The sequence below is a fragment of the Streptococcus pseudopneumoniae ATCC BAA-960 = CCUG 49455 genome (assembly GCF_002087075.1).
Classification (GTDB): domain Bacteria; phylum Bacillota; class Bacilli; order Lactobacillales; family Streptococcaceae; genus Streptococcus; species Streptococcus pseudopneumoniae.
Genome location: NZ_MWSM01000029.1, coordinates 1 through 25,133 on the forward strand (window position 1 = coordinate 1; position 25,133 = coordinate 25,133).

A 25,133-nucleotide genomic window follows, 5' to 3' on the forward strand; every position below is an offset into this window, starting at 1 on the left:
GTGAAGAGAGTTCTGACGCCGACATCAAAAACCTTGGCTGCCTCGACATGGCTGTTCCCCTCTTTGATGTAATCTAATGCTCTCTGTTTAAAATCTGTACTATATGCCATAGCTTTATTATAACATGCTTGTTTGAAACTAAGCAACTATATCACCAGTTTTAGATGGCTTTAACAGTGAAATTATCTCCTATTTGCCGAACTTAGTACAAATGAAAGCTATGCTAGAACAAGCCTTTACAGAGAACCATTACGAAAATACAATTCTCCATAGTGACCAAGGATGGCAATACCAACACGATTTCTATCGTCATTTTTTAAAGAATAAGGGAATCTAACCATCTATGTCACGTAAGGGTAACAGCCCAGACAATGGTATGATGGAGTCCTTCTTTGGGATTCTGAAATCGGAAATGTTTTACGGTTATGAGAAGTCGTTTCAATCGCTTAATCAATTGGAACAAGCTATTGTAGACTATATTGATTACTGCAACAATAAACGAATTAAGGTAAAACTAAAAGGACTTAGCCCTGTGCAATACAGAACTAAATCCTTTGCTTAAATTAATTGTCTAACTTTTTGGGGTCAGTACATCAGTACATACACATAAAGGCGTTTTTGTTTGGGAATTACGTGATCTTGATGATATAATATAGTGAAATAAAATAAAAATAGGACAAATCAATCAGGACAATCAAATCAATTTCTAGTAATATTTTAGAAATCCAGATGTACTATTCTAGTTTCAATCTACTATATTTTGGCCCCCTCAATTTAAGGAAGGGAGGTGTTACATATGCTAGAAACTTTACTCACAGTGTTTCTAGCTCTGTTACTTATTAACGTGTTATCTGAGCTTTTCAAGTTATGGCTTAAGAAACGTAAGAAGTAATGGTTAACCCTTTAAGAGGGTAGCAAAAAAAACCATCGGTGGCACGGTGGGGCTTTTTAGTTACATATGCTGTAACTTTACTCACATTGTAAGTTCATTCTAACACAACCCCTCCGATATTTCAAGCTTTTGTTTTGATATGTCCTCAGAGGTCATTTCGCAATCTTATAACACTGAAGCCTGTGGTTTGAGTCCGCTTTACTGAAATTAGCCCACGCTCTACTAGCCTCCATTCTACAGCAAAGAAATCAACTCTTTTCTAGGGGATTTCCGCCCTCATTTTGCTCTTTTGTGCTAAAATAGATTTATAAATTGAAAATAAGGAATGTTTATGAAATCAGGTAATGGTTTTTGCAAAGGCTGTCTCTATTTTTGGGGCTTCTTGTTCTTACTGGGCCTTTTGGTTCAATATGCTCTCCCACTTGCGGCTTGTGTCCTGCTAGGCTATGGTGGTTATCGTCTCTATAAACGTTGGCGCTATCCTCTTTTGCAGGATCGTTCTCTCGACGATTGGATTGAGCTTTTAAAAGCTCGTATTCGTCAGGCGGACAAGGATATTCAGCAATTGGAGGGAACTTTAGTAGAAAAAGGTTCAGATTCCTATAAGAGTCTGGCCAATCAAGTATTGATCGAACTGAGGGAAATCCATCAGGAGGCGGATTGTCTCAAGTCCTATATCGATGCTGATATCTACAACCGTATTGACAAAAAGGTTCGTACAGTAAGGGCAAACATCGATGTTCAGCTAGAACGTTTGGATAGAGAAAGTCAGGTAGAACTTGAAAATGCGGAGCCAGAGGAACTAGCTCCAGAATTGTCTCAGACCTTGGATAATATTGCCGTTGACCATCAGGCTATTTTAGACAAGATTGCCACCTCTGCCGAGGGGGATAAGGAAGAATTGACGGCCATTCATAGTTTGAAGATGGAGAAATTCAAAACGATTTTAGAAGGCTATTTAAAGATTAAGGCCAATCCTAAAAACTATAATCGAGCAGAAGAACGTTTACAGCAAGCTAAATCAGCTATCGAACAATTTGACCTTGAGCTGGACCAGGTGTTGAGAGAACTCAATGAAACAGATATGCGTGATTTTGATATTAGTTTGCGTATCCTAGAAAAAGATCGTAAAGAATAGGTTAGAAACAAAGGAGTAACCATGACAGAATTTAATTTTGATATTGACCAGATTGCCAATAATACGGTAGCTAAGGTGGATAAGACAACCCAAATCATCGAGACCAATACTGGCTCGGACAAGACCTTGACCTTCCTTGAGAAGCTGAGCCCTGAGCAACAAGAAGGGATTAAGGCGCACGTGCCCCAGTTGGTAGACCAGTTTGTCACCAATCAAAATGCTCTTTTGGATTTTGGCCAATCTGCTGTAGAAGGTGTGAACAATACGGTCAACCGTATCTTGTCAGAACAAAAGAAACTGCAGATTCCCCAAGTGGATGATCTTCTCAAGAATACCAACCGTGAGTTGCAAGGCTTTGTAGTCAAATACAAGAACGCTGAAATTGCTGAGTTAGAAGAAAAGCCAAACTTTTTGCAACGATTGTTTAACAAGAGCAAGAATACCCTACAGGAATTTTACTTTGACTCAAAAACAGTAGAGCAAAAGCTCGATGGCATGGCTGCCGCAGTGGTCAAGCAAGAAGATGTGCTAGCTCGAAATATCGTCTCTGCTGAGATGTTGATTGAGGACAATACCAAATCCATTGAAAATCTAGTGGGAGTGATTTCCTTTATCGAAGCCAGCCAGACAGAAGCTGGCAAGCGCGCTGCAGAACTGAAAGCTCAAGCTGACCAACTCGATACAAGTACGGTAGAATACCAAACCAAGTCACAAGAATTGGCCCGCATGGCTGAAGTGGTCAATACCCTTGAACAACAACATACTGAGTATGTCAGCCGTCTCTATGTTGCCTGGGCAACAACACCTCAGATGCGAAATCTTGTGAAGGTGTCATCTGATATGCGCCAAAAATTGGGAATGCTTCGTCGTAATACGATTCCGACAATGAAACTTTCCATTGCCCAACTGGGTATTTTGCAACAATCCATGAAATCAGGTGTCGTGGCAGATGCCATTGTCAATGCCAATAATGCTGCCCTTCAGATGCTAGCTGAGACCAGCAAGGAAGTGATTCCGCAGATGGAAAGAATTGCCCAAAGCCCGACAGTCGCTGTTGAGTCTGTTACCAAATTGGCTGAAAGTCTGGTCGCTCAAAACCAAGGTATCGTCGCAGCTATTGAATTGGGACGCCAGAAACGTGCCCAACTAGAAACAACCATCGTCAAGTCCGCAGAAATGATCAACGATTCTGTCAAACTACGCGATGAGAAAATCGTCCAAGCCCTTCTCGACCAAGGCAAGGCTGCTCAGAAAGAAGTACAAGAATAATACACAAGGATGCTGGGAAAAACTCAATTTCAGGAGAAAATGAAGTAAATCTTTCTACAATAAAACACATAATATCAAGGTTGTATAATTCTTGATACTATGCGTTTTTTTGATTTCAAAGACCTTTTCTCCAGATTCTTGTGATTCTATATTTACCTTTTCTATTCTTTTTGCTTTTATGATAAGGCAGGTTATTTGAATTTTTTTTTAATTCATTAAGTACCGCTCTATTAGATTTTTTATCATCTTTTAATTCGAATTCTTTAGATTTATAAATCAAATAGTCTGAAAAATCTGGAAATAAGGCATTTGTTTCATAATTGTACTCTTTTAACTTTCGTAAAAGTTCTCTTTGAATTAATTCATAGTAGTCGCCAGAAATTCTTTCCTCTTGATTATTTTTATCAGAACCTGATTTGACAGACTTTCCTTCTAAAAATTTAATTACTCCGTCTAAATTTTTAGAAGATAGATCATCTTCTGGCTTAGTATGATTAGAGCTTTGCTGATTTTTTAAAGACTTAATAGAGGCCTCTATATTAAATTTGATATTTAGAATAATTCTATCGATAGGTTTATAATTTTCTAATTCTATTTCATTTTTTTTAAAATTTATAAATTTAATAAGTTTATCAAAATTTATAAAAGCACCTTTTTGTGCCCGTATTCTCTTATTTGTAATTTTCTTATGAACTAAAGAAATTATTCCATTCTCACTATCATTGCTGGAGTCAATTTTATAGAACTCTAACTGAGGATTTTTTATTTTCCCAAAACCTAACATAAACAACATGGCTATGAATGGATTTTCGGAAATATCTAGTAGACTTGTTGGCAAACCATAATGTTGTAAGATAGCTAATTCATCAGCTCGGATATCTAACATTTCTTGATTTAAAGGGACATATTTAACTTCATCAGGAAATTCTCTAGAGATATTTAGATAAAGAGATTCAAAAGTGTTACAGTATTTATTTCCTTCACTATTTTGTAAATTTCTAAATATCCCTGGTACTGTTTCCCAATCTTCTCTTTGTCCCCTATAGTAATTATAGCCTTGTCTTTGAAACGATGTAATCATTTCTTTTATTAAGTAAAATAAACTCCATGAATTTTTTTCATCTTTATATCCTAATCCCGTACCTGCACTTAATAAATATTTATTGATATCATCGATTTCATCTTGCAATTTAGAGTTTTTATTTGTTGATGAGAGTTCTAGATTTTGAATTTTGTAAATTGGTGTTAAATCTTCCTGAGGTTGGTTTATTCCAATTATATTTATTACTATTTTAAAATCATTAAAGATTTTTGAATTCAGTTGATTTTTTATTTCTTCAGGGGATGAATAATAGGTCCCTAAATTTTCATAGAATTTATCCCTAAGTAACATAAAATTCTCCTTAAATGGACAATACACCCAAATTAATAAGTCTATATTTCATAGCCGGATTGGACACATTTAATTTTTCAGCAAGATAAGTAATAATAATTTCATCATTTAAAGTATCTAATTCCTCCCAGGTCATAGAATAATCTATTGCCATTCTATCGATTGCTTTTATGATTAACTTTTGCGGCATTAGTAGTTCTGCTGCAAACTGGTTAGCAGCTCTTTCTTTAGCATTCGCTACTGGTGTTTGTTCACGTTCAGAAATTCCTTCATGTTTTAACACAAAATGGCCTAATTCATGAGACTTAGTAAATCGTTGACGCTGTAGCGGTTCCAAAATATTAACATACATTTTTTTAGTGTCAGCATCATATTTTCCAGAATGCGAATCGAAGTATGTTTCTATAACCTCAATTCCTAATTCAGCAATAATTTTATCAATATCTATACTATATTCATCTGATTGAAGTTCAATGTCTGATATTACTTCTTTTTTATTGTCAAAATAAGACATAAAATCTGTTGAGTATAGTTCGCTATATTTATAGACTTTACACATTATAAATTCTCCTATTTATATTTTTTATTTTTATTAAAAAATTATGAATTATTCTAAGTTATCATGATACAAAAATAGTTTATATTACTATTCTAAACTAAAAAGATCTTTTAGTCTATAGATAGATTGAAAATTTAAGAAAGAAACTACCTTTACTCTGAAATAAGAGATAAAACCATGGGAAACCTTTTCACTACTAGTCTTTTATGATACAATAGAAGGAAGTAAAGGCGCTGTTTTTTCGATGTCGCAACGCCTTGGATGAATGAAAAGGAAGAGTCCCTATGGTTTTCAGATTTAAGCAAATAACTAGCTTGCATATATATATATATATATATAAACTTGCGTTTTCATACCCATTTTCAAAACCTGCCAATCTTTTTGGTAGGCTTTTTGCGTTGTAGAAATGGGGTATGAACATGGCTTACACCTTATCAAAAGAATTAGAGCAAGAACTCATCGTTTCAGCACCTGAGTTACAGCCTAGTTATACTGCCATCGTAGAATACCTAGAAGCTATCAACCAGAAAGGAGCATCTGGAAGCAATTCTCAGGAACTCCAGAACCAGCTTGCTATTCAGCTGAGACGTTTAGAAGATTTAGTGCAGGGTTATATTCAAATAAAGAAGAATCCCCATCACTACCTAGATGCAGATAAAGACTTGACGGCAGCCTATCAAGCCATTAAAGGGACGGAGCAAGATCTTCTCAAAAAATTGCAATATCTCAATCAAGCCGCCTTGCAGGATTTCCATATCAGCCAGAGACTCTCTCCTAAAGATGAGACTGCTATCCCTGTAGCAGGTAAAGCCAAAACCAAACAGGAATTGGCTATCGAACGAGATTTGATCAACCAGTTGACAAAGGGAGAAAGTCAATGGGTGTATCGACCTGAGTTAAATACAGAAGACCTCCTATGGGGAAACTTTTTTGCCAAGCTGGAAGCCAATAATGTCCGCATTTTGCAAGACCATCCCCTTACAAATTCAGAGAAAAATCAAATTAAAAACCAGCTCAATTTCGTCAACTTCTACGAAGCAGCCAAGTGGATAGCAGGGGAAAATGGCATTGCCAAGGTGCAGGTTCAACGTGAAGATGCTAGTTTAGGCACCATTCGCTTGGAAGTCTTGTGGAGAAACAATGTCGCTGGTGGCAAATCCAGCTATGAGGTTGTCAACCAAGTCATCACAGGCGGAGAAGGGATTCGCCAGCGCCGTGGGGATGTGACTTTGCTGATCAATGGTCTGCCTATGATTCAAATCGAACTGAAAAGCCGTTCTCATCCGTATATGGATGCCTTCCGTCAGATTAAGAAATACGACCAAGAAGGACAGTTCAGAGGTATTTTTTCAAGTCTTCAGATGTTTGTCGTCTCAAACGTTACAGATACTCGCTACATCGCAGCTGCCAAAGCCAACAAGCTAAATGAACGCTTCTTGACCAAGTGGGTGGATAGTGAAAATAGCCCCCAACCCCAGCTATTTGACTTTGCAGAGTCTGTCTTGTCGATACCGAGAGCCCACGAGATGGTCATGCAGTATTCTGTCATTGATGATGACAAGAAGGCCTTGATTTTATTACGCCCCTATCAGGTACATGCCATTGAGGCTATCCGTGAAGCCAGTCGCAAGCGCCAGTCAGGCTATATTTGGCATACGACTGGTTCAGGAAAAACCCTGACCTCCTATAAGGTTTCGCGCAATCTGCTCCAGATACCATCCATTGAGAAGACAATCTTCGTGATTGATAGGACAGACCTTGACCAGCAGACGACCAGTTCGTTTCAATCTTACGCAGAGAACGACATGATTGATATCGACGAGACCGATGATACACAGGAATTGGTTAAAAATCTGGCTTCTGATGACCGCCGTGTCGTTGTGACGACCATCCAGAAAATCAATGCCATGATTCGCCAGTTTGATGAAGGACGTCACCAAAAGGTTTACAATCGTATCAAACAACTCAAACTAGCCTTTGTCGTCGATGAATGCCATCGCGCAGTGACTCCTGAACGCCAACGCCACCTAGAGCACTTCTTTACAAATTCTCTCTGGTATGGGTTTACAGGAACGCCTATCTTTACAGAAAATAAGCGTGAACAAAAAGGAGACCTTGCTCAGACGACCGAAGAGCAGTACGGTGACTGCCTCCACCAATATACCGTCAAAGAAGCCATTCATGACAAGGCGGTTCTTGGCTTTAATGTGGAGTATCAGACGACCATGCCTGGTTGGGCAGAAGATGAGATTGACGAGGAGCGTTATGATGACGAAGGCCACATGCTTGCCGTTTTAGATGCCATTCTCAATCGCTCAAGACGCAAACTCGGCTTCCAAAATGGAGTAGGAAAAACCTATGAAGCCATTTTGACTGTCAAAAGTATTGCCCGTGCACAGGCCTATTATAACCTGATTAAGCAAGTCAAAAATAGAGAGAAGTCTCTAAGCATCTCGGAAAATGTTAAAAAGGTCTTACCAGACTTTCCTAAGGTTGCTATTACTTACTCTGTGACAGAAAATGAAGCAGACTCCTATGTCAACCAAGCCTATATGGAGGAGAGTTTAGAAGACTACAATGCCATGTTTGGTACTCACTTTAGCCTAGCAACCATTGCTTCCTACAATAGTGACCTCAACGACCGTCTGGCCCGTAAGAAAGAACGCTTTGCCTTCCGTGAGGAACAGTTGGACTTGGTTATTGTTGTGGACCGCTTGTTGACGGGCTTTGATGCCCCTTGCCTATCGACCCTGTTCATGGATCGTCAGCCCATGAAACCCCAGCATATCATTCAGGCCTTTTCACGAACCAATCGCCTCTTTGATGAAGGCAAGAAATTCGGCCAAATCGTTACTTTCCAAACGCCTGACCGTTTTAAAGAAAAGGTGGATGAAGCTCTGAGCCTTTACTCAAATGGTGGCGAAACCAGTGTCTTAGCCCCAGAATGGAAGGAGGAGAAGGCCAAGTTTCTGGACAAGGTTCATCAACTACTGGCCATCGCTCCAAGTCCAGAGCAGGTGCCAGATTTGGATACAGCGACAGATGCAGAATTAAAACGCTTTGCCAAGGCCTTCCAAGAATTTGACAAGCTCCTATCTTCTATACAAGTCTATTCGGACTATGATGAGAAAGTCATCCTCAGAGAGATTGGCCTCAGCCTAGAAGACATCGAGAACTTTGCCGGCCAATATCAAAATGTCATCGAAGAGCTCCGCAGACGCAGAAAAGAAGACCAAGAAGATGAAGGTGTGTTACTGGATATCGAGTATGAGCTCGAATCCATCCGAACCGATGAGATAAACTATCACTATATCCTCTCTCTCATCCAAGCCTTGATCGAAAATCGGGAAAACCTCATTGGTAAAAAGGAAAAGGGTCTGGTAGATAACTATATCGAAGATTTGAACAAATCCAATCCCAAGTTATCCAACCTCATCTCCAAACTCTGGCAGGATGTCCAAGCAGATGCCAAGAGCTATCAGGGGCAGTCTATCATCCATAAGTTGGATGAGATGATTGAGCTAACAACCCAGAAAAAGATTCGTGAAACGGCAGATTATTGGCAGATAGGAGAGGATGAACTCCAGTTCGTAGTGGACAACTACCGCATCGGACGAGACAAGCAAAATGGTGAAAAAGCCATCACTGAGTCTCAGGACTATCTGGCCTATAAGGAAGCTCACGGAGACAAGGCACTACCAAAACTCAAATACAAAAAAGCCCTCAAAGAGGACTATATGCGCATGATTTCAGAGGATATCTTACCGCTAAGGGGGAGATAGGTTTATACTCTTCGAAAATCTCTTCAAACCACGTCAACGTCGTCTTGCCGTATATATGTGACTGACTTCGTCAGTCTTATCTGCAACCTCAAAACAGTGTTTTGAGCAGCCTGCAGCTAGTTTCCTAGTTTGCTCTTTGATTTTCATTGAGTATTAAAAATAGTCAGAAAGATAATGTTGGGAAGGTTTTCGACCAATTAGGGTCAAAATTCCCCTCTCTTCAAGATGCAAGAAAGCATCCTTGATCTTTTTCTTAGAGTAATGATGGTTGGACTGATTGGCCAGTTGGATGATGCTTCTATCTTCTATGCCATCTCTCTTATCATCGACAAAGAGCTTGGACTGAGCGAGGAGAAACAAGATGTATTTCTCGACTTCCTCCAGCCCTTCTGTTTGCTCTATCTTAACTTTATAGCGATGCAGTTGCTCTTGTTTTTCAAGGAGGGTTTGGATAATGTTTTCCTGTCCTTCCTTGATAAAAGTCAACAAGGTTTCAACGAAGAAGGTAGCATCGGCACGGTTGAGATGATCGCCAGTATTCCTAAAAGCCTTATAATAGTCTTGCTTATGGTGATTGATTTGTTGGGACAAAACTAACCCTGAAAATTTATCGAGTTTTCTAGACAAGTACTTGGCAAGGATATAGCGTCCTGTCCGACCGTTACCGTCATAGAAGGGATGAATATTTTCAAAAAAATAGTGTCCAGCACAAGCCTTGATAAGGTTTGGGATAGAATGGTCGTTTATAAAACGAATCCACTCTGTCAGCATGACCTGAATTTGTTCCTCCTTTTGAGGTGGGATATAGATGACTTTGCCAGTCTTGTCGTCTTGGATAAAGACCGATTTCTGTCTAAAAAACTCTCCATCGAGTTCATCCTCTGGCGATATTTCTCCCTGTGTTAATTGGTCATAAATCCCTCTGATATCTTCAAGCGATTGGATTTGGAGAAATTCATCCTTCAAGATTTGTTGGTACATTCGCAAGGTGGAAAGATGTTTGATTTGTTCGGTCTTATAGGGGTCTTCCTCTAGGAGTTTCTCCACATCGACCAACTCTTTACGAGTTGTATGGATACCCTCAATCTCATTTGTGGAAATAATCGATTGGTAGAGTTGTTCCTTATAAAACTGATCGTGGGCAATCTTGGGGAGGGTACCAGCTATTTCGCTAATTCGTTGAGACTGCTGTGAGATAGTTTCCATCAGTTGGGAAAGCCCAAGATGCAGGGTAACAAATAGAGGGTATTGGCTTGTTTTGACAGTATCGCGTTGCATTAAATGAGGATAAAGAGATGTCCTAATGGAGCTGTATCCCTGTAAGCGTAATTGATACTCTTCCTCATATTGGTCACGATGACTGTAGTAGATTTTTCTAAGTTCTCTATAGTTCATATGTAGTCATCCTCGCATTTCAACGTTTTTTAACATTATATCATAAAATAAGCCTATCTATTGTTTCAAAATAGGCAAAATTGAAGAATAGAATAGCATAGTTTCCTATCTAAAGTGCAAAAATGGCCAAAATTGAACAATAGAAATGATAGATGGCAATCCTAAAGTGTAAAAATAGGTAAAATTGAAGAATAGAAATCAAAAAGAGAAAACCTAAAGTGTAGAAATAAGAAAATGGAGTAATAGAAAGGGGGGATAGAGTGGAGAAATTATTTATTATCGGAAATGGTTTTGATATGGCGCATGATTTGAAGACGAATTATCTATATTTCAAGAAGTTTGTTTATCAGCAGGCTTATGGGAAAGATGAGTTGTTAGAGTCGTTGCAAACATCAAAGGGAATTTGCGACTTTTTTAGGGAAAAGGATATTGAAATTCAAGAACAACATCGATATGTTAATGAAGATGAGTTGAGAGACATATATGGATATTCTCTGCCTAAAATTAGAAATGGTCAGTTAGATAAACATGAACGGTATCAATTTATTTATCGACATATGATGCAATTAATGAGATTAGAAAATTTTTGGTCTCAGTTGGAGCGTGATTTAGGTTGGATAAATGAGGTGAAAATTATACCGCCATCTTGTGTCTTGGAAAATTTAGAAACATATTCTGAGGAACTGGCAACGATTCTTGAAAAATTTCTAAGAGCAGACATTGAAAACTTATTTAGGGAATGGGTTCAATGTTTTATTCTTGATTGGGATAATATGCCTACTAATCTAAAAAAACTAAAACGAAAGAAATCTGTTGAACACAATAAAAATGCCTACTTTTTAACTTTTAATTATAGTATGTTATTAGAGGATTTCTACGGTATAAATTCTGAACAAATATGTCATATACATGGAAGTATTTCTGAAGATAAACTAATATTTGGACATAATCGTGAAATGGATTCTTATGATAAATTTAGACAAAATAACCCAACTGAGGTACGTGACTTTCTTCATAATTTAGTTTATTTGACTAGAAAGCCCGTCCATCAGCAACTTAGAAAGCACGAATCCCTTTTCAAAAATTTAAGTTCTATCAAAGAAATCTACTTCATTGGTTTTGGTATTCGGGATGAGAATGGAGTGGATGCTCCGTACTTTAAAGAAATCTTTAAACAGGCACCGAATGTGAGCATTTATGTAGACCAGTTTGATAAGAAGTATGAATATACTATTAAGAAAATACTTAAGGCATGGGGTGCTCATAAAGCTTATCAATTGCAATTTATAGATACAAATAAAGATGAAATAGTTGGAGGAGTAATATGATAAAACAACCAAGTTATCGATTTGTAGGATTTGAAGATGAGTGGAAGGAAGTGAAAGTCTCAGATATTTTTAGAGTTACTAGGGGACAAGTACTAGCAACAACGCAGATATCAGAAGAAAAAACAGATACTTATAAATATCCTGTATATTCTTCTCAAACCAAAAATGAAGGGTTATTAGGCTATTATGATAAATATCTATTTGAAACAGCAATAACTTGGACAACTGATGGAGCAAATGCTGGAACGGTAAATTACAGGGAAGGAAAATTTTATAGTACAAATGTGAACGGTGTTTTACTGTCTGATGAAGGTTTTGCTAATAAAGTGATTGCAGAAATATTAAATAACGAAGCTTGGAAATATGTTTCAAAAGTTGGCAACCCGAAATTAATGAATAATGTAATGTCAGAGATTAGTTTAGTTATCCCTAATGATTTTAGAGAGATTTCTATTCTATCAACTTTCTTCCAAGATATTGACCAGCTCATTAGCCTTCAACAGCGTAAGTTAGAGGTGCTCAAAGAGCAGAAGAAAACCTACCTCAAACTCCTCTTCCCAGCCAAAGGACAAACCAAACCAGCCCTTCGCTTCGCAGGATTTGAAAATGACTGGAAGGAAGTGAAGTTGGGGGAAGTTACGAATATAAAAACTGGTGGTAGAGATGTTCAAGATTCTGTTGAGAATGGATTATATCCATTTTACATTCGTTCAGAAGAAGTAAAACGAATTAATTCATATTCTTTTGATGGAGAGGCTATCTTAATACCTGGAGAAGGAAGATTAGGAGAAATTTTTCATTATGTAAATGGGAAATTCGATGTTCATCAACGTGTTTATAAAATCTCTAACTTTACAGATGTTAACGCTAAGTTTGTACTACAGCAGATGAAAAAAGATTTTAAACAGCATGCTATGAGGAATACAGTAAAGGCAACGGTTGATTCGCTAAGATTGCCAACAATTCAGTCATTTACCGTCTTCGTTCCCTCTCTCCCTGAACAAGAAGCTATCGGTTCTTTCTTCCAAGACCTAGACAAGGCCATTGCCAAGCAAGAGGAAAAAGTCAACCAGCTCAAAGAAAGCAAACAAACCCTACTCAGAAAAATGTTTATCTAAGATACAAAGACCGTCAAAAGCCCAGTAAAAATAGGAAACTGGGACAGTATTCGATGAAGACCAGACAGTTTATCTTTTTTACCCAGCTTTTAGGTCGTGTTCGATTATCTAAGATACAAAGACCTCAGAAAGCTACACTAAACGAATGAAAGTAGAAATTGATAGGAGACCCTATGTCACAAACAGATTTATCAAGAGAACTCTACCAATCCCTCTGGAATGCGGCAGATATCCTGCGTGGCCAGATGGAAGCTAATGAATACAAGTCCTACCTCTTGGGCTTGATTTTCTACAAGTACCTATCCGACAACATCCTCCAAGCCGTCTGTGATAACTTGGACGAGACCTTTGAGTCCTTCCAGCAAGCCCAGCTTCTCTACGAGGAAAACTTTGCGGATGCAGATGTCCGTGAAGACCTCATCGAGGTCTTAAATGACGAGCTAGGCTATGTGATTGAGCCTTCTCTGACCTTTACCAAGCTGGTCCAGTCTATCCATGAAGGAACCTTCCAGCTAGAATCCCTAGCCCAAAGTTTCCGTGATATCGAGCAGGCCAATGAAAAATTTGAAAATCTCTTCGAAGATATCGACCTCTATGCGAAAAAGCTAGGTAATACTCCACAAAAGCAAAACAAGACCATCTCTGAGGTTATGAAACAGCTCAACGACCTCAATGTGTCTAGTCATGCTGGTGATATCTTGGGTGATGCTTATGAGTACTTGATTGGCCAGTTTGCTAGTGATTCTGGGAAAAAGGCTGGAGAGTTCTATACACCTCAAGCAGTCTCTCACCTCATGACTCAGATTGTCTTTGCAGGGCGTGAGCATCAAAAGGGGATGTCGGTTTACGACCCGACCATGGGGTCTGGTTCTCTCTTGCTCAATGCCAAGCGCTATAGTAAGGAAGCTTCGACGATTTCTTACTACGGTCAAGAGTTGATTACTTCGACCTTCAACCTTGCTCGCATGAATATGATGCTTCATGGGGTCGCGATTGAGAACTATCACCTCAGTAACCACGATACCCTAGATGAAGATTGGCCGACTACCGAGCCAACAGACTTTGATGGGGTTTTGATGAACCCACCCTATTCACTGAAGTGGTCAGCAGATAGTGGCTTCCTGCAAGATCCTCGCTTTTCAAGTTATGGAGTTCTTGCACCTAAGTCAAAAGCAGATTTTGCCTTCCTTCTTCACGGCTTTTACCACCTCAAGCATAATGGGGTCATGGCCATTGTCCTTCCCCACGGAGTCCTTTTCCGAGGAGCAGCCGAGCAGAAGATTCGCCAGCACCTGCTAGAAGAAGGCGCTATTGATACAGTTATCGGCTTGCCAGCAAATATCTTCTACAATACCTCTATTCCGACAACTATTATCATCCTTAAAAAGAATCGCACCAATAAGGATGTCTTCTTTATCGATGCCTCAAAAGAGTTTGAAAAAGGGAAAAATCAAAACAATATGACCGAAGACCATATTGCCAAGATTTTGGAGACCTATCAAAAACGCGAGAATGTCGAGAAGTTTGCTCATCTAGCCAGCTTTGAAGAAATTGTCGAAAATGACTATAACCTCAACATTCCACGCTATGTCGATACCTTTGAGGAAGAACCCGTTGTTCCTCTAGCCGACCTCGCAGACCAGCTCGCAGAGATTGATAAAGAGATTGGAGAGGTAGAAGCCAGACTCGCACACATGCGCAGCCAACTAGTAGGCACAACACCAGAAGCCCAAGCAGAATTAACCGCCTATCTCGAAAAGTTGAAAGAGATTTAGAGACTTGTGAGAATACTCTGCTAAAAATTTAGAAAAATAAAATGACAGTAGAAAATCTATTGTCATTTTTGTTATTGATTATTTAAGTAAAAATCGAATTAGAACTAAACTAAAAGGATTCAGTCCTATCAAATACAGAATTTAATCCTTAACATAAAGATAATGACTAACTTTTTGAGAAGTGATGTTATTTTTCTAAAACAAAATAAGTAAAGTGTGTATTATTTTCGTGAAGTAAAAACGGGATTTGCTTCACCTAATCTTTCTTTAATGAAGCAAATCCCGTTTTTACTTCACGAAAGAAAGTAGAAGTGAAGCAAAACGAAGATGAGCTTCAATATAAAATTATTGAACTATTCTTAGCAGGTGTGGACAAAAGTAAGTACGATTTCTTTGAGCAGAGTCTGTTGAAAGAAATTCTTCATCAATTAATTTATTTAATAATGTATATACAGTACGTTCAGAGATACTGAGGTGTTTGCTGACTTGTTTTGCTTTAAAAATTGGAGAAGAGAAAATGAAATCAAGAAGTTGAATACCAGAGACAGAATTCAATTTTGGTATTATTTCTTCTTTCATCTTATTATAAAGATTTAAGATATCCTGTGCCTTTTTTGTACTCTCTTCTGCTGAGAAAATTACTCCTTCCAAATAGTATTTAAACCAATCTTTCCAGTTATTATTTTTAGAGATGTTTGATAAATGAGAGATATATAGTGATCGATCACTTTCAAAATATGAACTCATGTAAAATGTAGGATAAGATAGCAATTCTTGGTAGTAAAGAAACAGTGGGATTAACAATCTTCCTATTCGACCATTACCATCTTCGAATGGATGAATCATTTCAAATTGAGCATGTACAATAGCTGATTGAACTAATAAGTCTAAATCATCATGATGCATATATTGTTCTAAATTGGACATATACTCCGTAGTTTGTTCTGGCGGAACTGGTGTGTAAGAGATAGTTGCTCTACTTCCAATGTAATTTTGAGTTCTTTTAAAATTTCCTGGATTCTTGCTGCTTCCTCTAACGTTATCCAATAGAATTTTATGCATCTCTTTTATTATTCTATTAGATAATGGTAACCCTCTAGAGTTATTGTCATTAATTGTAGTAATATTTTCGAGAGCATAAAAAAGTGCTTTTCGATAATTAATAATTTCATGTAGTTCATCACGTTCTATATCAACCTTATTACCTGCTTCGTAATTTAGTAGGTCTTCTAGAGTTGCATGAGTACCTTCAAGTTTTGAGGAAAGGACGGCTTCTTGGCTGAGCAATGGTGAAATTAGTAGCATTGGATTGATAATAGATGCTAAAAATCCTTCATAGGTTCCAATAGCTATACCTGCTTTAGAAACTAATCTAATTATTTGTGGATCTGTATATATTGAAGTATAGTCAAATGGAAGTTTTTCTGGTAAATAGGGTTTAGGTATGTTTTTAAATGTATTATTCATGTTTATAATTCCTATTAAAATTTTTTCTCAATATTTTTATTATAGAAAGCCAATGTAGTGAGTGACTATAACCTGTACTTGAATTATATTTCTAAGGTATATTGACAAGTATATGAAAATCAAGTAAAAAAGTAAACTGGATTGTCAATTTAAATCTTTGATTTTATGATATTTTTTAAAATAGTAATGTAAATATTTTTAGAGTTTAAGTTTGATTAAAAGTGTGTATCTTCATTAAGTATAGATTGAAAGGATTAATGTTGAACAATTTTAATGAGATGCTAAAAACGGAATATAAATGTTTGTTTTATTTCATTATAACACAGAGATAAGAAAAAATAGATAGCGAGACGAGTTTAAATAGGATTACTCGTTATGAAATGTTAATTACTTTTGATGGCTTAACAAATATTATCAATAATGTAGTCATTCGAATGATTCTCATTGCAATGTACTGAAATTAACAAAAAGAAAAAACGCTTGAATCAGCGTTTTTCTTCTGTATTGATTCGTATTGAATGCTTACTTCACTTCTGTAAACACAACGTGTTTGCGAAGTTTTGGTGAGTATTTCTTCAATTGAAGACGGTCTGGAGTGTTACGTTTGTTTTTAGAAGTAAGGTACAAGCGTTCACCAGATTCTTTGTGTTCAAGTGTAATATTTACGCGCATGGTATCTCCCTTCTATTATTCAGCTGATGCAGCTTTAGCGATTTTACGTCCTTTGTAGTATCCTTTAAGTGATACACGGTGAGAACGTGAGTAATCTCCAGTAGTTTCGTCAAAGTTTACAGATGGAGCTGTTACTTTGTAGTGTGTACGACGTTTGTTTTTCTTCGCTTTTGAAGTGCGACGTGCAGGTACTGCCATTTTAATTTCTCCTTTTAAGATATAATTCAGTTAGGTTTGATTTTCATCAACTTTAATAGTATATCAAAACTTTTTTGTAAAGTAAAGTTACTTGACAAAAAAAGATGAAAAAATTCTCCTATTCGGCACGGCAGACAGGAGAAGGTGTTAAATATCAATCTCAAATGGTTCGTCAATGGTTTCTGATACGTATTTTCCGTCTTTCTTCCGTTGTTTGACACATTCTGTGAGGAGATATTCGATTTGCCCATTGACTGAACGAAAGTCATCTTCTGCCCATGATGTGAGTGCAGCGTATAACTTTGTTGAGAGTCGAAGGGGGATCTGCTTTTTTTAGCTTCAACCATCTTTAGTAAAGACTTCCCGTGTTGACAATTGGTTGTGCATCATGATTGCCACAAAGAACGACAAGGAGATTTGAAACCATGGCAGCTTTTCGTTCTTCGTCAATCTCTACCAATTCCCCTTCATTGAGCCGTTCCAGTGTCGTTTCAACCATTCCCATTATTTGATATCTAAATGATATCACTTTGTTTTTAAAAGTCAATAGAAAGTTGAAAATAATCACTAAAAACTTTCAGCCCAATAATTTCTTTTAAAAGGTGAGATTATATTGTGCTCAAATACTCTTTTATTCTTATAACTTTTACACTATAATTGTAGTTAGAAAGGAAGAGAAATGTTTGATTATAGAGCACTAGTTATTTTGATGACTTTGATGGATCATTGTGAGCTATCATTATATGAATTATCTGTTAAGGTGAGCTTACCTATAAAGGAAGTCAAAGAAGGAATAGATTATTTAGTGCCTTATCTAGCTAATAAAGGGATAGTGCTGGATAAAAAACAAGGTCGCTATAGTTTATCAAATCGTACGAAGCAGTCTTTGACAGATATTATTAAGTCGGATGAATTGGTTTTACCAAAGTCGACTCGCTTAGCTTTAATCTATCTTTACACTTTTTGCCGATTAGATTTTATATCGAATAATCATTACCAAGACTTTTTGAAAGTAAGTAAGAATACAACCTTATCTGATATTCAATCATTAAGAAAGATTATGTTAGATAATGATTTGGAGCTAGGGTACAGTAGAGCAAAAGGTTATACTTTACACGGTTCAGAGTGGAATAAGCACCGCTTAGCTTTTCAAATGGTTAGTGAGTTGCTGGAATCCTCCATAGGGATTTGGGGTTTGGATTATGTTTTATCCAGTTGGGGGTATTCATTAACTTATGATTTGATAAATCAGGTAGTTAAAGATTATTATGAGAAGCTACAGCTAGTACCTATTGTTAATCAATTAAAAGTTTACCTTTTCGGTTTAGTATTCATTCTGTGTAGGTATCAAAGGGATGTTGAAAGAGTATGTCTTTCAGAGACATTAGTATCTCCTGTTATTCAAGATATAACCACTATTTTATTGGATACAGTGGTTGATTTGGGAATTATAGATACGGTGTTTTCTGAGGATGATTATCGCTATATCACCGTTTTATTATCAAGTTGCTTTGAAGGTGAAGTAGATGTTGCTCCGGTTTACTTTAATCAATTAACAGAGGCTATTATAAGTAGAATGGAAGATATTTCTTTGTTACATTTTAAACAAAGGGAAGGATTGAGAGAAAATCTTCGCCGCCACCTTATACCGGCTTACTATAGATTAAAGTTCGGCCTACCTAGTTCAAATGAATATGTATTGCATGTTAAAGAACATTATCCTGATTTATTTGAATTAGTCAAAGATTCTTTGATGCCCTTGATGGACGCTATTGACAATCCCATACCTGATAGTGAAACAGCATATTTTGTTATCCATTTCGGAGGTTATTTAAAGAAAGCAGATACTTTGCCTCAAAAATGGTATAAAGCAGCAATCATTTGTCCTAATGGTGTTAGTTCTTCATTGATGTTAAAAGAGAATCTATTAGCATTATTTCCTCAAATTGAGTTTATAGGAACCTTAAAGATTGATGATTTACAGGTGAAAGCTAGTAGTGACTATGATATGGTTTTTTCTACCATAAAGGTGGAGACAGAAAAGCCAAATTATCTAGTTTCGGTTATGATGACTGAAGAGCAAGCAATACAACTAGTAGAACTAGTGTTAAAAGATTTTCCGAATTTAGAGTATGGGGATTTTGAGATTGAACAAATCCTGAATATTGTCAAAAAATATGGAATTATTACACAAGAATTGGAATTAAGATTGGCGTTAAAGAATTATCTTTATCAAAAAAATGATCGAAAGGAAATTGTACCAGTGCTAGAACAACTTATTACCAAAGAAACCTATCAGGTTAGTTCGCAAAAATTAGGATGGAAGGAGGCGATTCGTTTAGCAGCTAAACCGCTTTTGGATCAAGATAAGATAACTGAGAACTACCCTGAGGCAATGATTCAAAAAGTAGAAGAGTTTGGGCCTTTTATTAATTTAGGGAAGGGAGTAGCAATTCCTCACGCTCGGCCAGATGAAGGTGTGAATGAAATAGGAATGTCAATGTTAGTTTTGGAAGAACCGATTTATTTATTGGATAATCCAGAACAAGAGGTAAGATTGTTGATTTGTATTGCAGCCATTGATAATGAGAGTCATTTAAAGGCTTTGTCACATTTAACAACAATTTTAAGAGATAAAAATCATGTTCAAACTTTAATATCATCAAAAAACTATGATGACATTAAAATGATAATTAAACAGGAGGATTAGATAATGTTAAAAATTGGTACAGCTTGTGGTTCAGGATTAGGTTCAAGTTTTATGGTACAGATGAATATTGAATCTGTATTGAGTGATTTGAATGTTTCAGATGTAGAAGTTGAACATTATGATTTAGGTGGAGCAGATCCAAATGCAGCTGATATTTGGATTGTTGGTCGTGATCTAGCTGATTCAGCTAGTCATCTTGGAGATGTTCGTATCTTAAATAGTATTATTGATATGGATGAACTACGAGAATTAATTACTAAACTTTGTGAAGAAAAAGGACTTATATAGGAGGCTAGCGTCATGATGAAGTTCATATTGGATATTGTTAGTACACCAGCTATTTTAGTAGCTTTAATTGCAATTTTAGGATTAGTTCTTCAGAAGAAGAAATTACCTGATATTATTAAAGGTGGAATTAAGACCTTTGTTGGTTTCTTAGTTGTATCTGGTGGTGCAGGAATTGTACAAAATTCTTTAAATCCATTTGGTACCATGTTTGAGCATGCTTTTCATTTATCTGGCGTTGTGCCGAATAATGAAGCAATTGTAGCTGTAGCTTTAACAACATATGGCTCAGCTACTGCAATGATTATGTTTGCAGGCATGGTGTTCAATATCTTAATCGCTCGTTTTACTCGATTTAAATATATTTTTTTAACAGGGCACCACACTCTATATATGGCATGTATGATTGCGGTCATTTTATCAGTTGCTGGCTTTACTAGCTTGCCTCTTATCTTACTAGGAGGATTAGCACTCGGTATTATTATGAGTATTTCCCCAGCATTTGTGCAAAAATATATGGTTCAATTAACTGGAAATGACAAGGTGGCTTTAGGTCATTTCAGTTCTTTGGGATATTGGTTGAGTGGTTTTACTGGTAGCCTTATCGGTGACAAATCAAAATCAACAGAGGACATTAAATTTCCAAAGAGTTTAGCTTTTTTACGTGATAGCACTGTTAGTATTACTTTATCCATGGCAGTTATTTACATTATTGTAGCTATCTTTGCAGGGTCAGAATATATAGAAAAAGAAATCAGTAGTGGTACAAGTGGTCTAGTTTATGCTTTACAATTAGCAGGTCAATTTGCAGCAGGGGTATTTGTTATTTTAGCAGGTGTTCGCCTTATTTTGGGTGAAATTGTTCCAGCCTTTAAAGGTATTTCAGAGCGTCTTGTACCTAATTCAAAACCTGCTTTGGATTGTCCGATTGTTTATACTTATGCACCCAATGCAGTTCTAATTGGATTTATCTCTAGTTTTATTGGTGGTTTAGTAAGTATGGCAATTATGATTGCTTCAGGAACGGTTGTTATCTTACCAGGCGTTGTGCCTCATTTCTTCTGTGGAGCGACTGCAGGTGTCATTGGGAATGCATCTGGTGGTGTTCGTGGAGCCACTATTGGAGCATTTTTACAAGGTATTTTAATCAGTTTTCTTCCAGTCTTTTTAATGCCAGTTTTGGGAGGACTTGGTTTCCAAGGATCAACTTTCTCAGATGCAGATTTTGGTCTATCAGGAATTATTTTAGGAATGTTAAATCAATTTGGTTCACAAGCAGGCATTGTGATTGGTCTTGTTCTTATTCTAGCAGTTATGTTTGGAGTATCCTTTATTAAAAAGCCATCTGCAAAGGAGGAGTAAGGGATGATTTTAAGTGAAAATAGAGAAGATGAGTTAAGAAAATTTGCGACTAACATCCGATTAAATACTCTTAGAACATTGAATCATCTTGGATTCGGACATTACGGAGGAAGTCTGTCTATCGTAGAAGTTCTAGCAGTGCTTTATGGTGAAATAATGCCAATGACTCCAGAAATATTTGCAGCACGAGATAGAGATTATTTCATATTATCAAAAGGTCACGGAGGACCAGCTCTATACAGTACACTCTATTTGAATGGTTTCTTTGACAAAGAATTCTTATATTCTTTAAATACAAATGGAACCAAATTACCGTCTCATCCTGATAGAAATCTAACGCCGGGCATAGATATGACAACTGGCTCTTTAGGACAGGGAATTAGTGTTGCAACCGGACTTGCATATGGTCAGAGAATAAGAAAAAGTCCCTTTTATACCTATGCTATTGTTGGAGATGGTGAGTTAAATGAGGGACAATGTTGGGAGGCTATACAGTTTGCTTCTCAGCAACAGTTATCCAACTTAATTGTATTTGTTGATGATAACAAAAAACAATTAGATGGTTTTACAAAGGATATTTGTAATCCAGGTGACTTCGTAGAAAAATTTTCAGCATTTGGATTTGAATCCATTAGGGTCAAGGGTTCAGATATTAGAGAAATTTATGAAGGGATTGTCCAATTAAAACAGTCAAATAATTCATCACCTAAGTGCATTGTATTAGATACTATTAAAGGTCAAGGGGTTCAAGAGCTGGAAGAAATGAAATCCAATCATCATCTTCGCCCTACTGTAGAGGAGAAACAAATGTTAACTTCAGTTGTAGAAAGATTAAGTCAGGAATTGGAGGAAACAGAATGATGAGAAGCACGAAAGAATTACGGCATGTATATAGAGACTTCCTTTTAGAGGCTAATCAAAGTGATTCTGATATAGTAGTCTTAGAAGCCGATTTGTCAAGTTCGATGGCTACTCATAATCTTGAAAAGGACTTTGGAGACCGTTATGTGAATGTTGGGATTATGGAAGCAGAAATGGTCGGCCTTGCAGCAGGCTTGTCTATTCAGGGGTTTAGACCTTATCTTCATACATTTGGCCCTTTTGCTTCACGAAGAGTATTTGATCAATTATTTATTTCTCTTGGATACGCACAATTGGATGCCACTGTTATTGGATCAGATGCAGGAGTAACTGCGGAAATGAATGGTGGGACATATATGCCATTTGAAGAAATTGGATTGTTACGTTTAATTCCTAAATCGATCATTTTCGAAGCAACTGATGATATCCAATTTCGTGAAATCTTGAACCAGACATTAGAATTAAAAGGACTAAAATATATTCGAACAATTCGAAAAGCTCCAGAGGCTGTCTATCAAGGTGGAGAAGATTTTTCTAAAGGCTACATTGAGTTAAGACACGGGGAAGATCTTGTAATCGTTGCTTCTGGCATAATGGTTGCTCCAAGTATTCGAGTTGCAGATGAACTGTCTAAATTAGGTTATTCAGTAGGTGTGATAGATTTATTTAGAATCAAACCGATACCAGAACAGATAAAAACAATGTTAAGTGGAAAAACTATATTTACTGTAGAAAACCACAATCAGATAGGTGGAATTGGCAGTGCTTTATGTGAATTATTCTCTGATGATGGAATAACAAAAATTCATCGGATGGGTGTTCAAGAAAGATTCGGTCAAGTAGGGAAAGTGGATTATCTTCTTAATGAGTATGGTTTGAGTGAATCGAATATAAAAGAGAAAGTTCTAGAAATTTATAATGCAAGATAGATGTTGAATACACTGTTCTGAAAGAATTTTTGTAACAATTACAGTACGTTATTTAAAGAAAGCGGATTAAAAAGCATATTCTGGTCATCAGAAAGTGCCCTAATCCGCTTTGTTGTTTTTAGTTTTAAATATTTCATATGTATATAGAATTTTCTGAAAATTCAAGAATTTTCTTCTGTTCATTGCTTTTAAAATGTGCTATAATAGTAAAAACTGAAATGGGAGGGAACAAATGACTGAATTAGATAAACGTCACCGCAGTAGCATTTATGACAGTATGGTAAAATCACCAAACCGTGCTATGCTTCGTGCGACTGGTATGACAGATAAGGACTTTGAAACACCGATTGTGGGAGTGATTTCGACTTGGGCGGAAAATACACCATGTAACATTCACTTGCATGATTTCGGGAAACTGGCTAAAGAAGGTGTCAAATCTGCAGGCGCTTGGCCTGTACAGTTTGGAACTATTACCGTAGCAGACGGGATCGCTATGGGAACGCCTGGTATGCGTTTCTCTCTAACATCTCGTGACATCATCGCGGACTCCATCGAGGCGGCTATGAGTGGTCACAACGTGGATGCCTTCGTCGCTATCGGTGGCTGTGACAAGAACATGCCTGGATCTATGATTGCCATTGCCAATATGGATATCCCTGCAGTCTTTGCCTATGGTGGAACGATTGCACCGGGAAATCTTGATGGCAAAGACATTGACTTGGTTTCTGTCTTTGAGGGTATCGGAAAATGGAACCACGGTGACATGACAGCTGAGGACGTGAAACGTCTTGAATGTAATGCCTGCCCTGGCCCTGGTGGCTGTGGTGGTATGTATACTGCTAATACCATGGCGACTGCTATCGAAGTTTTGGGTATGAGTTTGCCAGGTTCTTCATCTCACCCAGCTGAATCAGCTGATAAGAAAGAAGATATCGAAGCAGCAGGACGTGCTGTTGTTAAGATGTTGGAGCTTGGTCTCAAACCATCAGATATCTTGACTCGTGAAGCCTTTGAAGATGCCATCACTGTGACGATGGCTCTCGGTGGTTCTACAAACGCCACTCTTCACTTGCTTGCCATTGCCCATGCTGCCAATGTTGACTTGTCACTTGAGGACTTCAATACGATCCAAGAGCGTGTGCCTCACTTGGCCGACTTGAAACCATCTGGTCAGTATGTCTTCCAAGACCTCTACGAAGTCGGTGGTGTCCCTGCGGTTATGAAGTACTTGTTGGCAAATGGATTCCTTCATGGAGATCGCATCACATGTACTGGTAAGACAGTTGCTGAGAACTTGGCTGACTTTGCAGACCTCACACCAGGTCAAAAAGTTATCATGCCACTTGAAAATCCAAAACGTGCGGACGGTCCGCTTATCATCTTGAACGGAAACCTTGCTCCTGACGGTGCAGTTGCCAAGGTATCAGGTGTTAAAGTGCGTCGTCACGTTGGGCCAGCTAAGGTCTTTGACTCAGAAGAAGATGCCATTCAGGCTGTTTTGACAGATGAAATCGTTGATGGCGATGTAGTCGTTGTTCGTTTCGTTGGACCTAAGGGTGGTCCTGGTATGCCTGAGATGCTGTCCCTTTCTTCAATGATCGTTGGTAAAGGTCAAGGAGACAAGGTGGCCCTCTTGACGGATGGACGTTTCTCTGGTGGTACTTATGGTCTGGTTGTTGGACATATCGCTCCTGAAGCTCAGGATGGTGGACCAATTGCCTATCTTCGTACAGGCGATATCGTTACGGTTGACCAAGATACCAAAGAAATTTCCATGGCCGTATCCGAAGAAGAACTTGAAAAACGCAAGGCAGAAACAACCTTGCCACCACTTTATAGCCGTGGTGTCCTCGGTAAATATGCCCACATCGTATCATCTGCTTCACGCGGAGCCGTGACAGACTTCTGGAATATGGACAAGTCAGGTAAAAAATAAACTCATACTCTTCGAAAATCTCTTCAAACCACGTCAACGTCGCCTTGCCGTAGGTATGGTTACT

At 37.6% G+C, this 25,133-nt stretch carries 21 protein-coding genes and 1 pseudogene; 13 read left to right on the forward strand and 9 right to left on the reverse strand.

Annotated features, from left to right (window positions below):
* Window positions 1–110: IS630 transposase-related protein (locus B4W83_RS07325; protein ID WP_219335819.1), on the reverse strand; the 110-nt coding region annotated here is incomplete at its 3' end.
* Window positions 111–148: 38 nt separating this feature from the next.
* Here B4W83_RS07325 and B4W83_RS07330 point away from each other — a divergent pair.
* From B4W83_RS07330 to B4W83_RS07340, 3 genes and pseudogenes are all read left to right on the forward strand, one after another.
* Window positions 149–562 (forward strand): annotated as a pseudogene (locus B4W83_RS07330) (transposase); the annotation flags it as partial.
* Between the two features lie 661 nt (window positions 563–1,223).
* On the forward strand, window positions 1,224–2,030 hold the full coding sequence (locus B4W83_RS07335; RefSeq protein ID WP_000834988.1) for a coiled-coil domain-containing protein: 807 nt from the start codon (window positions 1,224–1,226) through the stop codon (window positions 2,028–2,030).
* 21 nt (window positions 2,031–2,051) lie between these two features.
* Complete coding sequence (locus B4W83_RS07340; protein WP_000134328.1) at window positions 2,052–3,299, forward strand: toxic anion resistance protein; 1,248 nt, start codon at window positions 2,052–2,054, stop codon at window positions 3,297–3,299.
* Window positions 3,300–3,414: 115 nt separating this feature from the next.
* Here B4W83_RS07340 and B4W83_RS07345 read toward each other — a convergent pair whose 3' ends face one another.
* Both B4W83_RS07345 and B4W83_RS07350 read right to left on the reverse strand, forming a co-directional pair.
* A complete protein-coding gene (locus tag B4W83_RS07345; protein WP_000926699.1) occupies window positions 3,415–4,692 on the reverse strand; it encodes an FRG domain-containing protein in 1,278 nt (425 codons plus the stop codon).
* Between the two features lie 10 nt (window positions 4,693–4,702).
* Window positions 4,703–5,251 carry an ImmA/IrrE family metallo-endopeptidase gene (locus tag B4W83_RS07350; protein WP_000335401.1) on the reverse strand — a complete coding sequence of 183 codons (549 nt, stop codon included), beginning with the start codon at window positions 5,249–5,251 and terminating at the stop codon, window positions 4,703–4,705.
* A 413-nt stretch (window positions 5,252–5,664) separates the two neighbouring features.
* Between B4W83_RS07350 and B4W83_RS07355 the strand changes: the two genes are divergently transcribed.
* Complete coding sequence (locus B4W83_RS07355) at window positions 5,665–9,033, forward strand: type I restriction endonuclease subunit R (protein ID WP_007284752.1); 3,369 nt, start codon at window positions 5,665–5,667, stop codon at window positions 9,031–9,033.
* Between the two features lie 153 nt (window positions 9,034–9,186).
* Here the strand turns inward: B4W83_RS07355 and B4W83_RS07365 are convergent, their stop codons facing one another.
* A complete protein-coding gene (locus B4W83_RS07365) occupies window positions 9,187–10,428 on the reverse strand; it encodes a Fic family protein (RefSeq protein WP_001109410.1) in 1,242 nt (413 codons plus the stop codon).
* 260 nt (window positions 10,429–10,688) lie between these two features.
* On the opposite strand from B4W83_RS07365, the gene B4W83_RS07370 reads away from it, so the two are divergent.
* From B4W83_RS07370 to B4W83_RS07380, 3 genes are all read left to right on the forward strand, one after another.
* The gene (locus B4W83_RS07370; protein ID WP_000413037.1) at window positions 10,689–11,756 is read left to right on the forward strand and encodes an AbiH family protein; all 1,068 of its coding nucleotides are present in this window, start codon (window positions 10,689–10,691) and stop codon (window positions 11,754–11,756) included.
* The gene (locus tag B4W83_RS07375; RefSeq protein ID WP_007284838.1) at window positions 11,753–12,874 is read left to right on the forward strand and encodes a restriction endonuclease subunit S; all 1,122 of its coding nucleotides are present in this window, start codon (window positions 11,753–11,755) and stop codon (window positions 12,872–12,874) included. Before B4W83_RS07370 ends, B4W83_RS07375 begins: the two co-directional genes overlap by 4 nt.
* A 173-nt stretch (window positions 12,875–13,047) precedes the next feature.
* On the forward strand, window positions 13,048–14,649 hold the full coding sequence (locus tag B4W83_RS07380) for a type I restriction-modification system subunit M (protein WP_000083782.1): 1,602 nt from the start codon (window positions 13,048–13,050) through the stop codon (window positions 14,647–14,649).
* Window positions 14,650–14,994: 345 nt separating this feature from the next.
* Here B4W83_RS07380 and B4W83_RS07385 read toward each other — a convergent pair whose 3' ends face one another.
* The 5 genes from B4W83_RS07385 to B4W83_RS12865 all read right to left on the reverse strand — a co-directional run bounded on the left by B4W83_RS07385 (window position 14,995) and on the right by B4W83_RS12865 (window position 17,485).
* The gene (locus B4W83_RS07385) at window positions 14,995–16,116 is read right to left on the reverse strand and encodes a Fic family protein (protein ID WP_001066336.1); all 1,122 of its coding nucleotides are present in this window, start codon (window positions 16,114–16,116) and stop codon (window positions 14,995–14,997) included.
* A gap of 522 nt (window positions 16,117–16,638) precedes the next feature.
* The gene (gene rpmG / locus B4W83_RS07390) at window positions 16,639–16,788 is read right to left on the reverse strand and encodes a 50S ribosomal protein L33 (RefSeq protein WP_001265622.1); all 150 of its coding nucleotides are present in this window, start codon (window positions 16,786–16,788) and stop codon (window positions 16,639–16,641) included.
* A gap of 15 nt (window positions 16,789–16,803) precedes the next feature.
* A complete protein-coding gene (gene rpmF, locus B4W83_RS07395; RefSeq protein WP_000290417.1) occupies window positions 16,804–16,986 on the reverse strand; it encodes a 50S ribosomal protein L32 in 183 nt (60 codons plus the stop codon).
* 147 nt (window positions 16,987–17,133) lie between these two features.
* Window positions 17,134–17,310: a type II toxin-antitoxin system antitoxin gene (locus B4W83_RS07400; protein WP_033607100.1), complete on the reverse strand. Its 177-nt coding sequence runs from the start codon at window positions 17,308–17,310 to the stop codon at window positions 17,134–17,136.
* 25 nt (window positions 17,311–17,335) lie between these two features.
* Window positions 17,336–17,485 (reverse strand): hypothetical protein, encoded by a 150-nt coding sequence (locus tag B4W83_RS12865; protein WP_162199234.1) that lies wholly within the window; start codon window positions 17,483–17,485, stop codon window positions 17,336–17,338.
* Between the two features lie 180 nt (window positions 17,486–17,665).
* Between B4W83_RS12865 and B4W83_RS07410 the strand changes: the two genes are divergently transcribed.
* From B4W83_RS07410 to ilvD, 6 genes are all read left to right on the forward strand, one after another.
* Window positions 17,666–19,696 (forward strand): BglG family transcription antiterminator, encoded by a 2,031-nt coding sequence (locus B4W83_RS07410; RefSeq protein ID WP_000460929.1) that lies wholly within the window; start codon window positions 17,666–17,668, stop codon window positions 19,694–19,696.
* Between the two features lie 3 nt (window positions 19,697–19,699).
* Window positions 19,700–19,984, forward strand: coding sequence for a PTS sugar transporter subunit IIB (locus B4W83_RS07415; RefSeq protein WP_000912476.1), 285 nt, complete (start codon window positions 19,700–19,702; stop codon window positions 19,982–19,984).
* Between the two features lie 12 nt (window positions 19,985–19,996).
* On the forward strand, window positions 19,997–21,343 hold the full coding sequence (gene ulaA / locus B4W83_RS07420; protein ID WP_000975292.1) for a PTS ascorbate transporter subunit IIC: 1,347 nt from the start codon (window positions 19,997–19,999) through the stop codon (window positions 21,341–21,343).
* 3 nt (window positions 21,344–21,346) lie between these two features.
* Window positions 21,347–22,204, forward strand: a complete 858-nt coding sequence (locus tag B4W83_RS07425) for a transketolase (RefSeq protein WP_000603571.1) — start codon at window positions 21,347–21,349, stop codon at window positions 22,202–22,204.
* Complete coding sequence (locus B4W83_RS07430; protein ID WP_000986379.1) at window positions 22,201–23,133, forward strand: transketolase family protein; 933 nt, start codon at window positions 22,201–22,203, stop codon at window positions 23,131–23,133. Before B4W83_RS07425 ends, B4W83_RS07430 begins: the two co-directional genes overlap by 4 nt.
* A gap of 232 nt (window positions 23,134–23,365) precedes the next feature.
* On the forward strand, window positions 23,366–25,069 hold the full coding sequence (gene ilvD / locus B4W83_RS07435) for a dihydroxy-acid dehydratase (RefSeq protein ID WP_000137354.1): 1,704 nt from the start codon (window positions 23,366–23,368) through the stop codon (window positions 25,067–25,069).
* The last annotated feature ends 64 nt before the right edge of the window (window positions 25,070–25,133 follow it).

Excerpts from the sequence above, each read along its gene's own strand:
- B4W83_RS07340 (WP_000134328.1), top strand. The coding sequence starts at position 2,052 with ATGACAGAATTTAATTTTGATATTGACCAGATTGCCAATAATACGGTA.
- B4W83_RS07425 (WP_000603571.1), top strand. The coding sequence starts at position 21,347 with ATGATTTTAAGTGAAAATAGAGAAGATGAGTTAAGAAAATTTGCGACT.
- B4W83_RS07345 (WP_000926699.1), bottom strand. The coding sequence starts at position 4,692 with ATGTTACTTAGGGATAAATTCTATGAAAATTTAGGGACCTATTATTCA.
- B4W83_RS07335 (WP_000834988.1), top strand. The coding sequence starts at position 1,224 with ATGAAATCAGGTAATGGTTTTTGCAAAGGCTGTCTCTATTTTTGGGGC.
- B4W83_RS07380 (WP_000083782.1), top strand. The coding sequence starts at position 13,048 with ATGTCACAAACAGATTTATCAAGAGAACTCTACCAATCCCTCTGGAAT.
- rpmG (WP_001265622.1), bottom strand. The coding sequence starts at position 16,788 with ATGCGCGTAAATATTACACTTGAACACAAAGAATCTGGTGAACGCTTG.
- B4W83_RS07385 (WP_001066336.1), bottom strand. The coding sequence starts at position 16,116 with ATGAATAATACATTTAAAAACATACCTAAACCCTATTTACCAGAAAAA.
- B4W83_RS07415 (WP_000912476.1), top strand. The coding sequence starts at position 19,700 with ATGTTAAAAATTGGTACAGCTTGTGGTTCAGGATTAGGTTCAAGTTTT.
- B4W83_RS07375 (WP_007284838.1), top strand. The coding sequence starts at position 11,753 with ATGATAAAACAACCAAGTTATCGATTTGTAGGATTTGAAGATGAGTGG.
- B4W83_RS07350 (WP_000335401.1), bottom strand. The coding sequence starts at position 5,251 with ATGTGTAAAGTCTATAAATATAGCGAACTATACTCAACAGATTTTATG.
- B4W83_RS07430 (WP_000986379.1), top strand. The coding sequence starts at position 22,201 with ATGATGAGAAGCACGAAAGAATTACGGCATGTATATAGAGACTTCCTT.
- rpmF (WP_000290417.1), bottom strand. The coding sequence starts at position 16,986 with ATGGCAGTACCTGCACGTCGCACTTCAAAAGCGAAGAAAAACAAACGT.
- B4W83_RS07365 (WP_001109410.1), bottom strand. The coding sequence starts at position 10,428 with ATGAACTATAGAGAACTTAGAAAAATCTACTACAGTCATCGTGACCAA.
- B4W83_RS07410 (WP_000460929.1), top strand. The coding sequence starts at position 17,666 with ATGTTTGATTATAGAGCACTAGTTATTTTGATGACTTTGATGGATCAT.
- ulaA (WP_000975292.1), top strand. The coding sequence starts at position 19,997 with ATGATGAAGTTCATATTGGATATTGTTAGTACACCAGCTATTTTAGTA.
- B4W83_RS07355 (WP_007284752.1), top strand. The coding sequence starts at position 5,665 with ATGAACATGGCTTACACCTTATCAAAAGAATTAGAGCAAGAACTCATC.
- ilvD (WP_000137354.1), top strand. The coding sequence starts at position 23,366 with ATGACTGAATTAGATAAACGTCACCGCAGTAGCATTTATGACAGTATG.
- B4W83_RS12865 (WP_162199234.1), bottom strand. The coding sequence starts at position 17,485 with ATGGTTGAAACGACACTGGAACGGCTCAATGAAGGGGAATTGGTAGAG.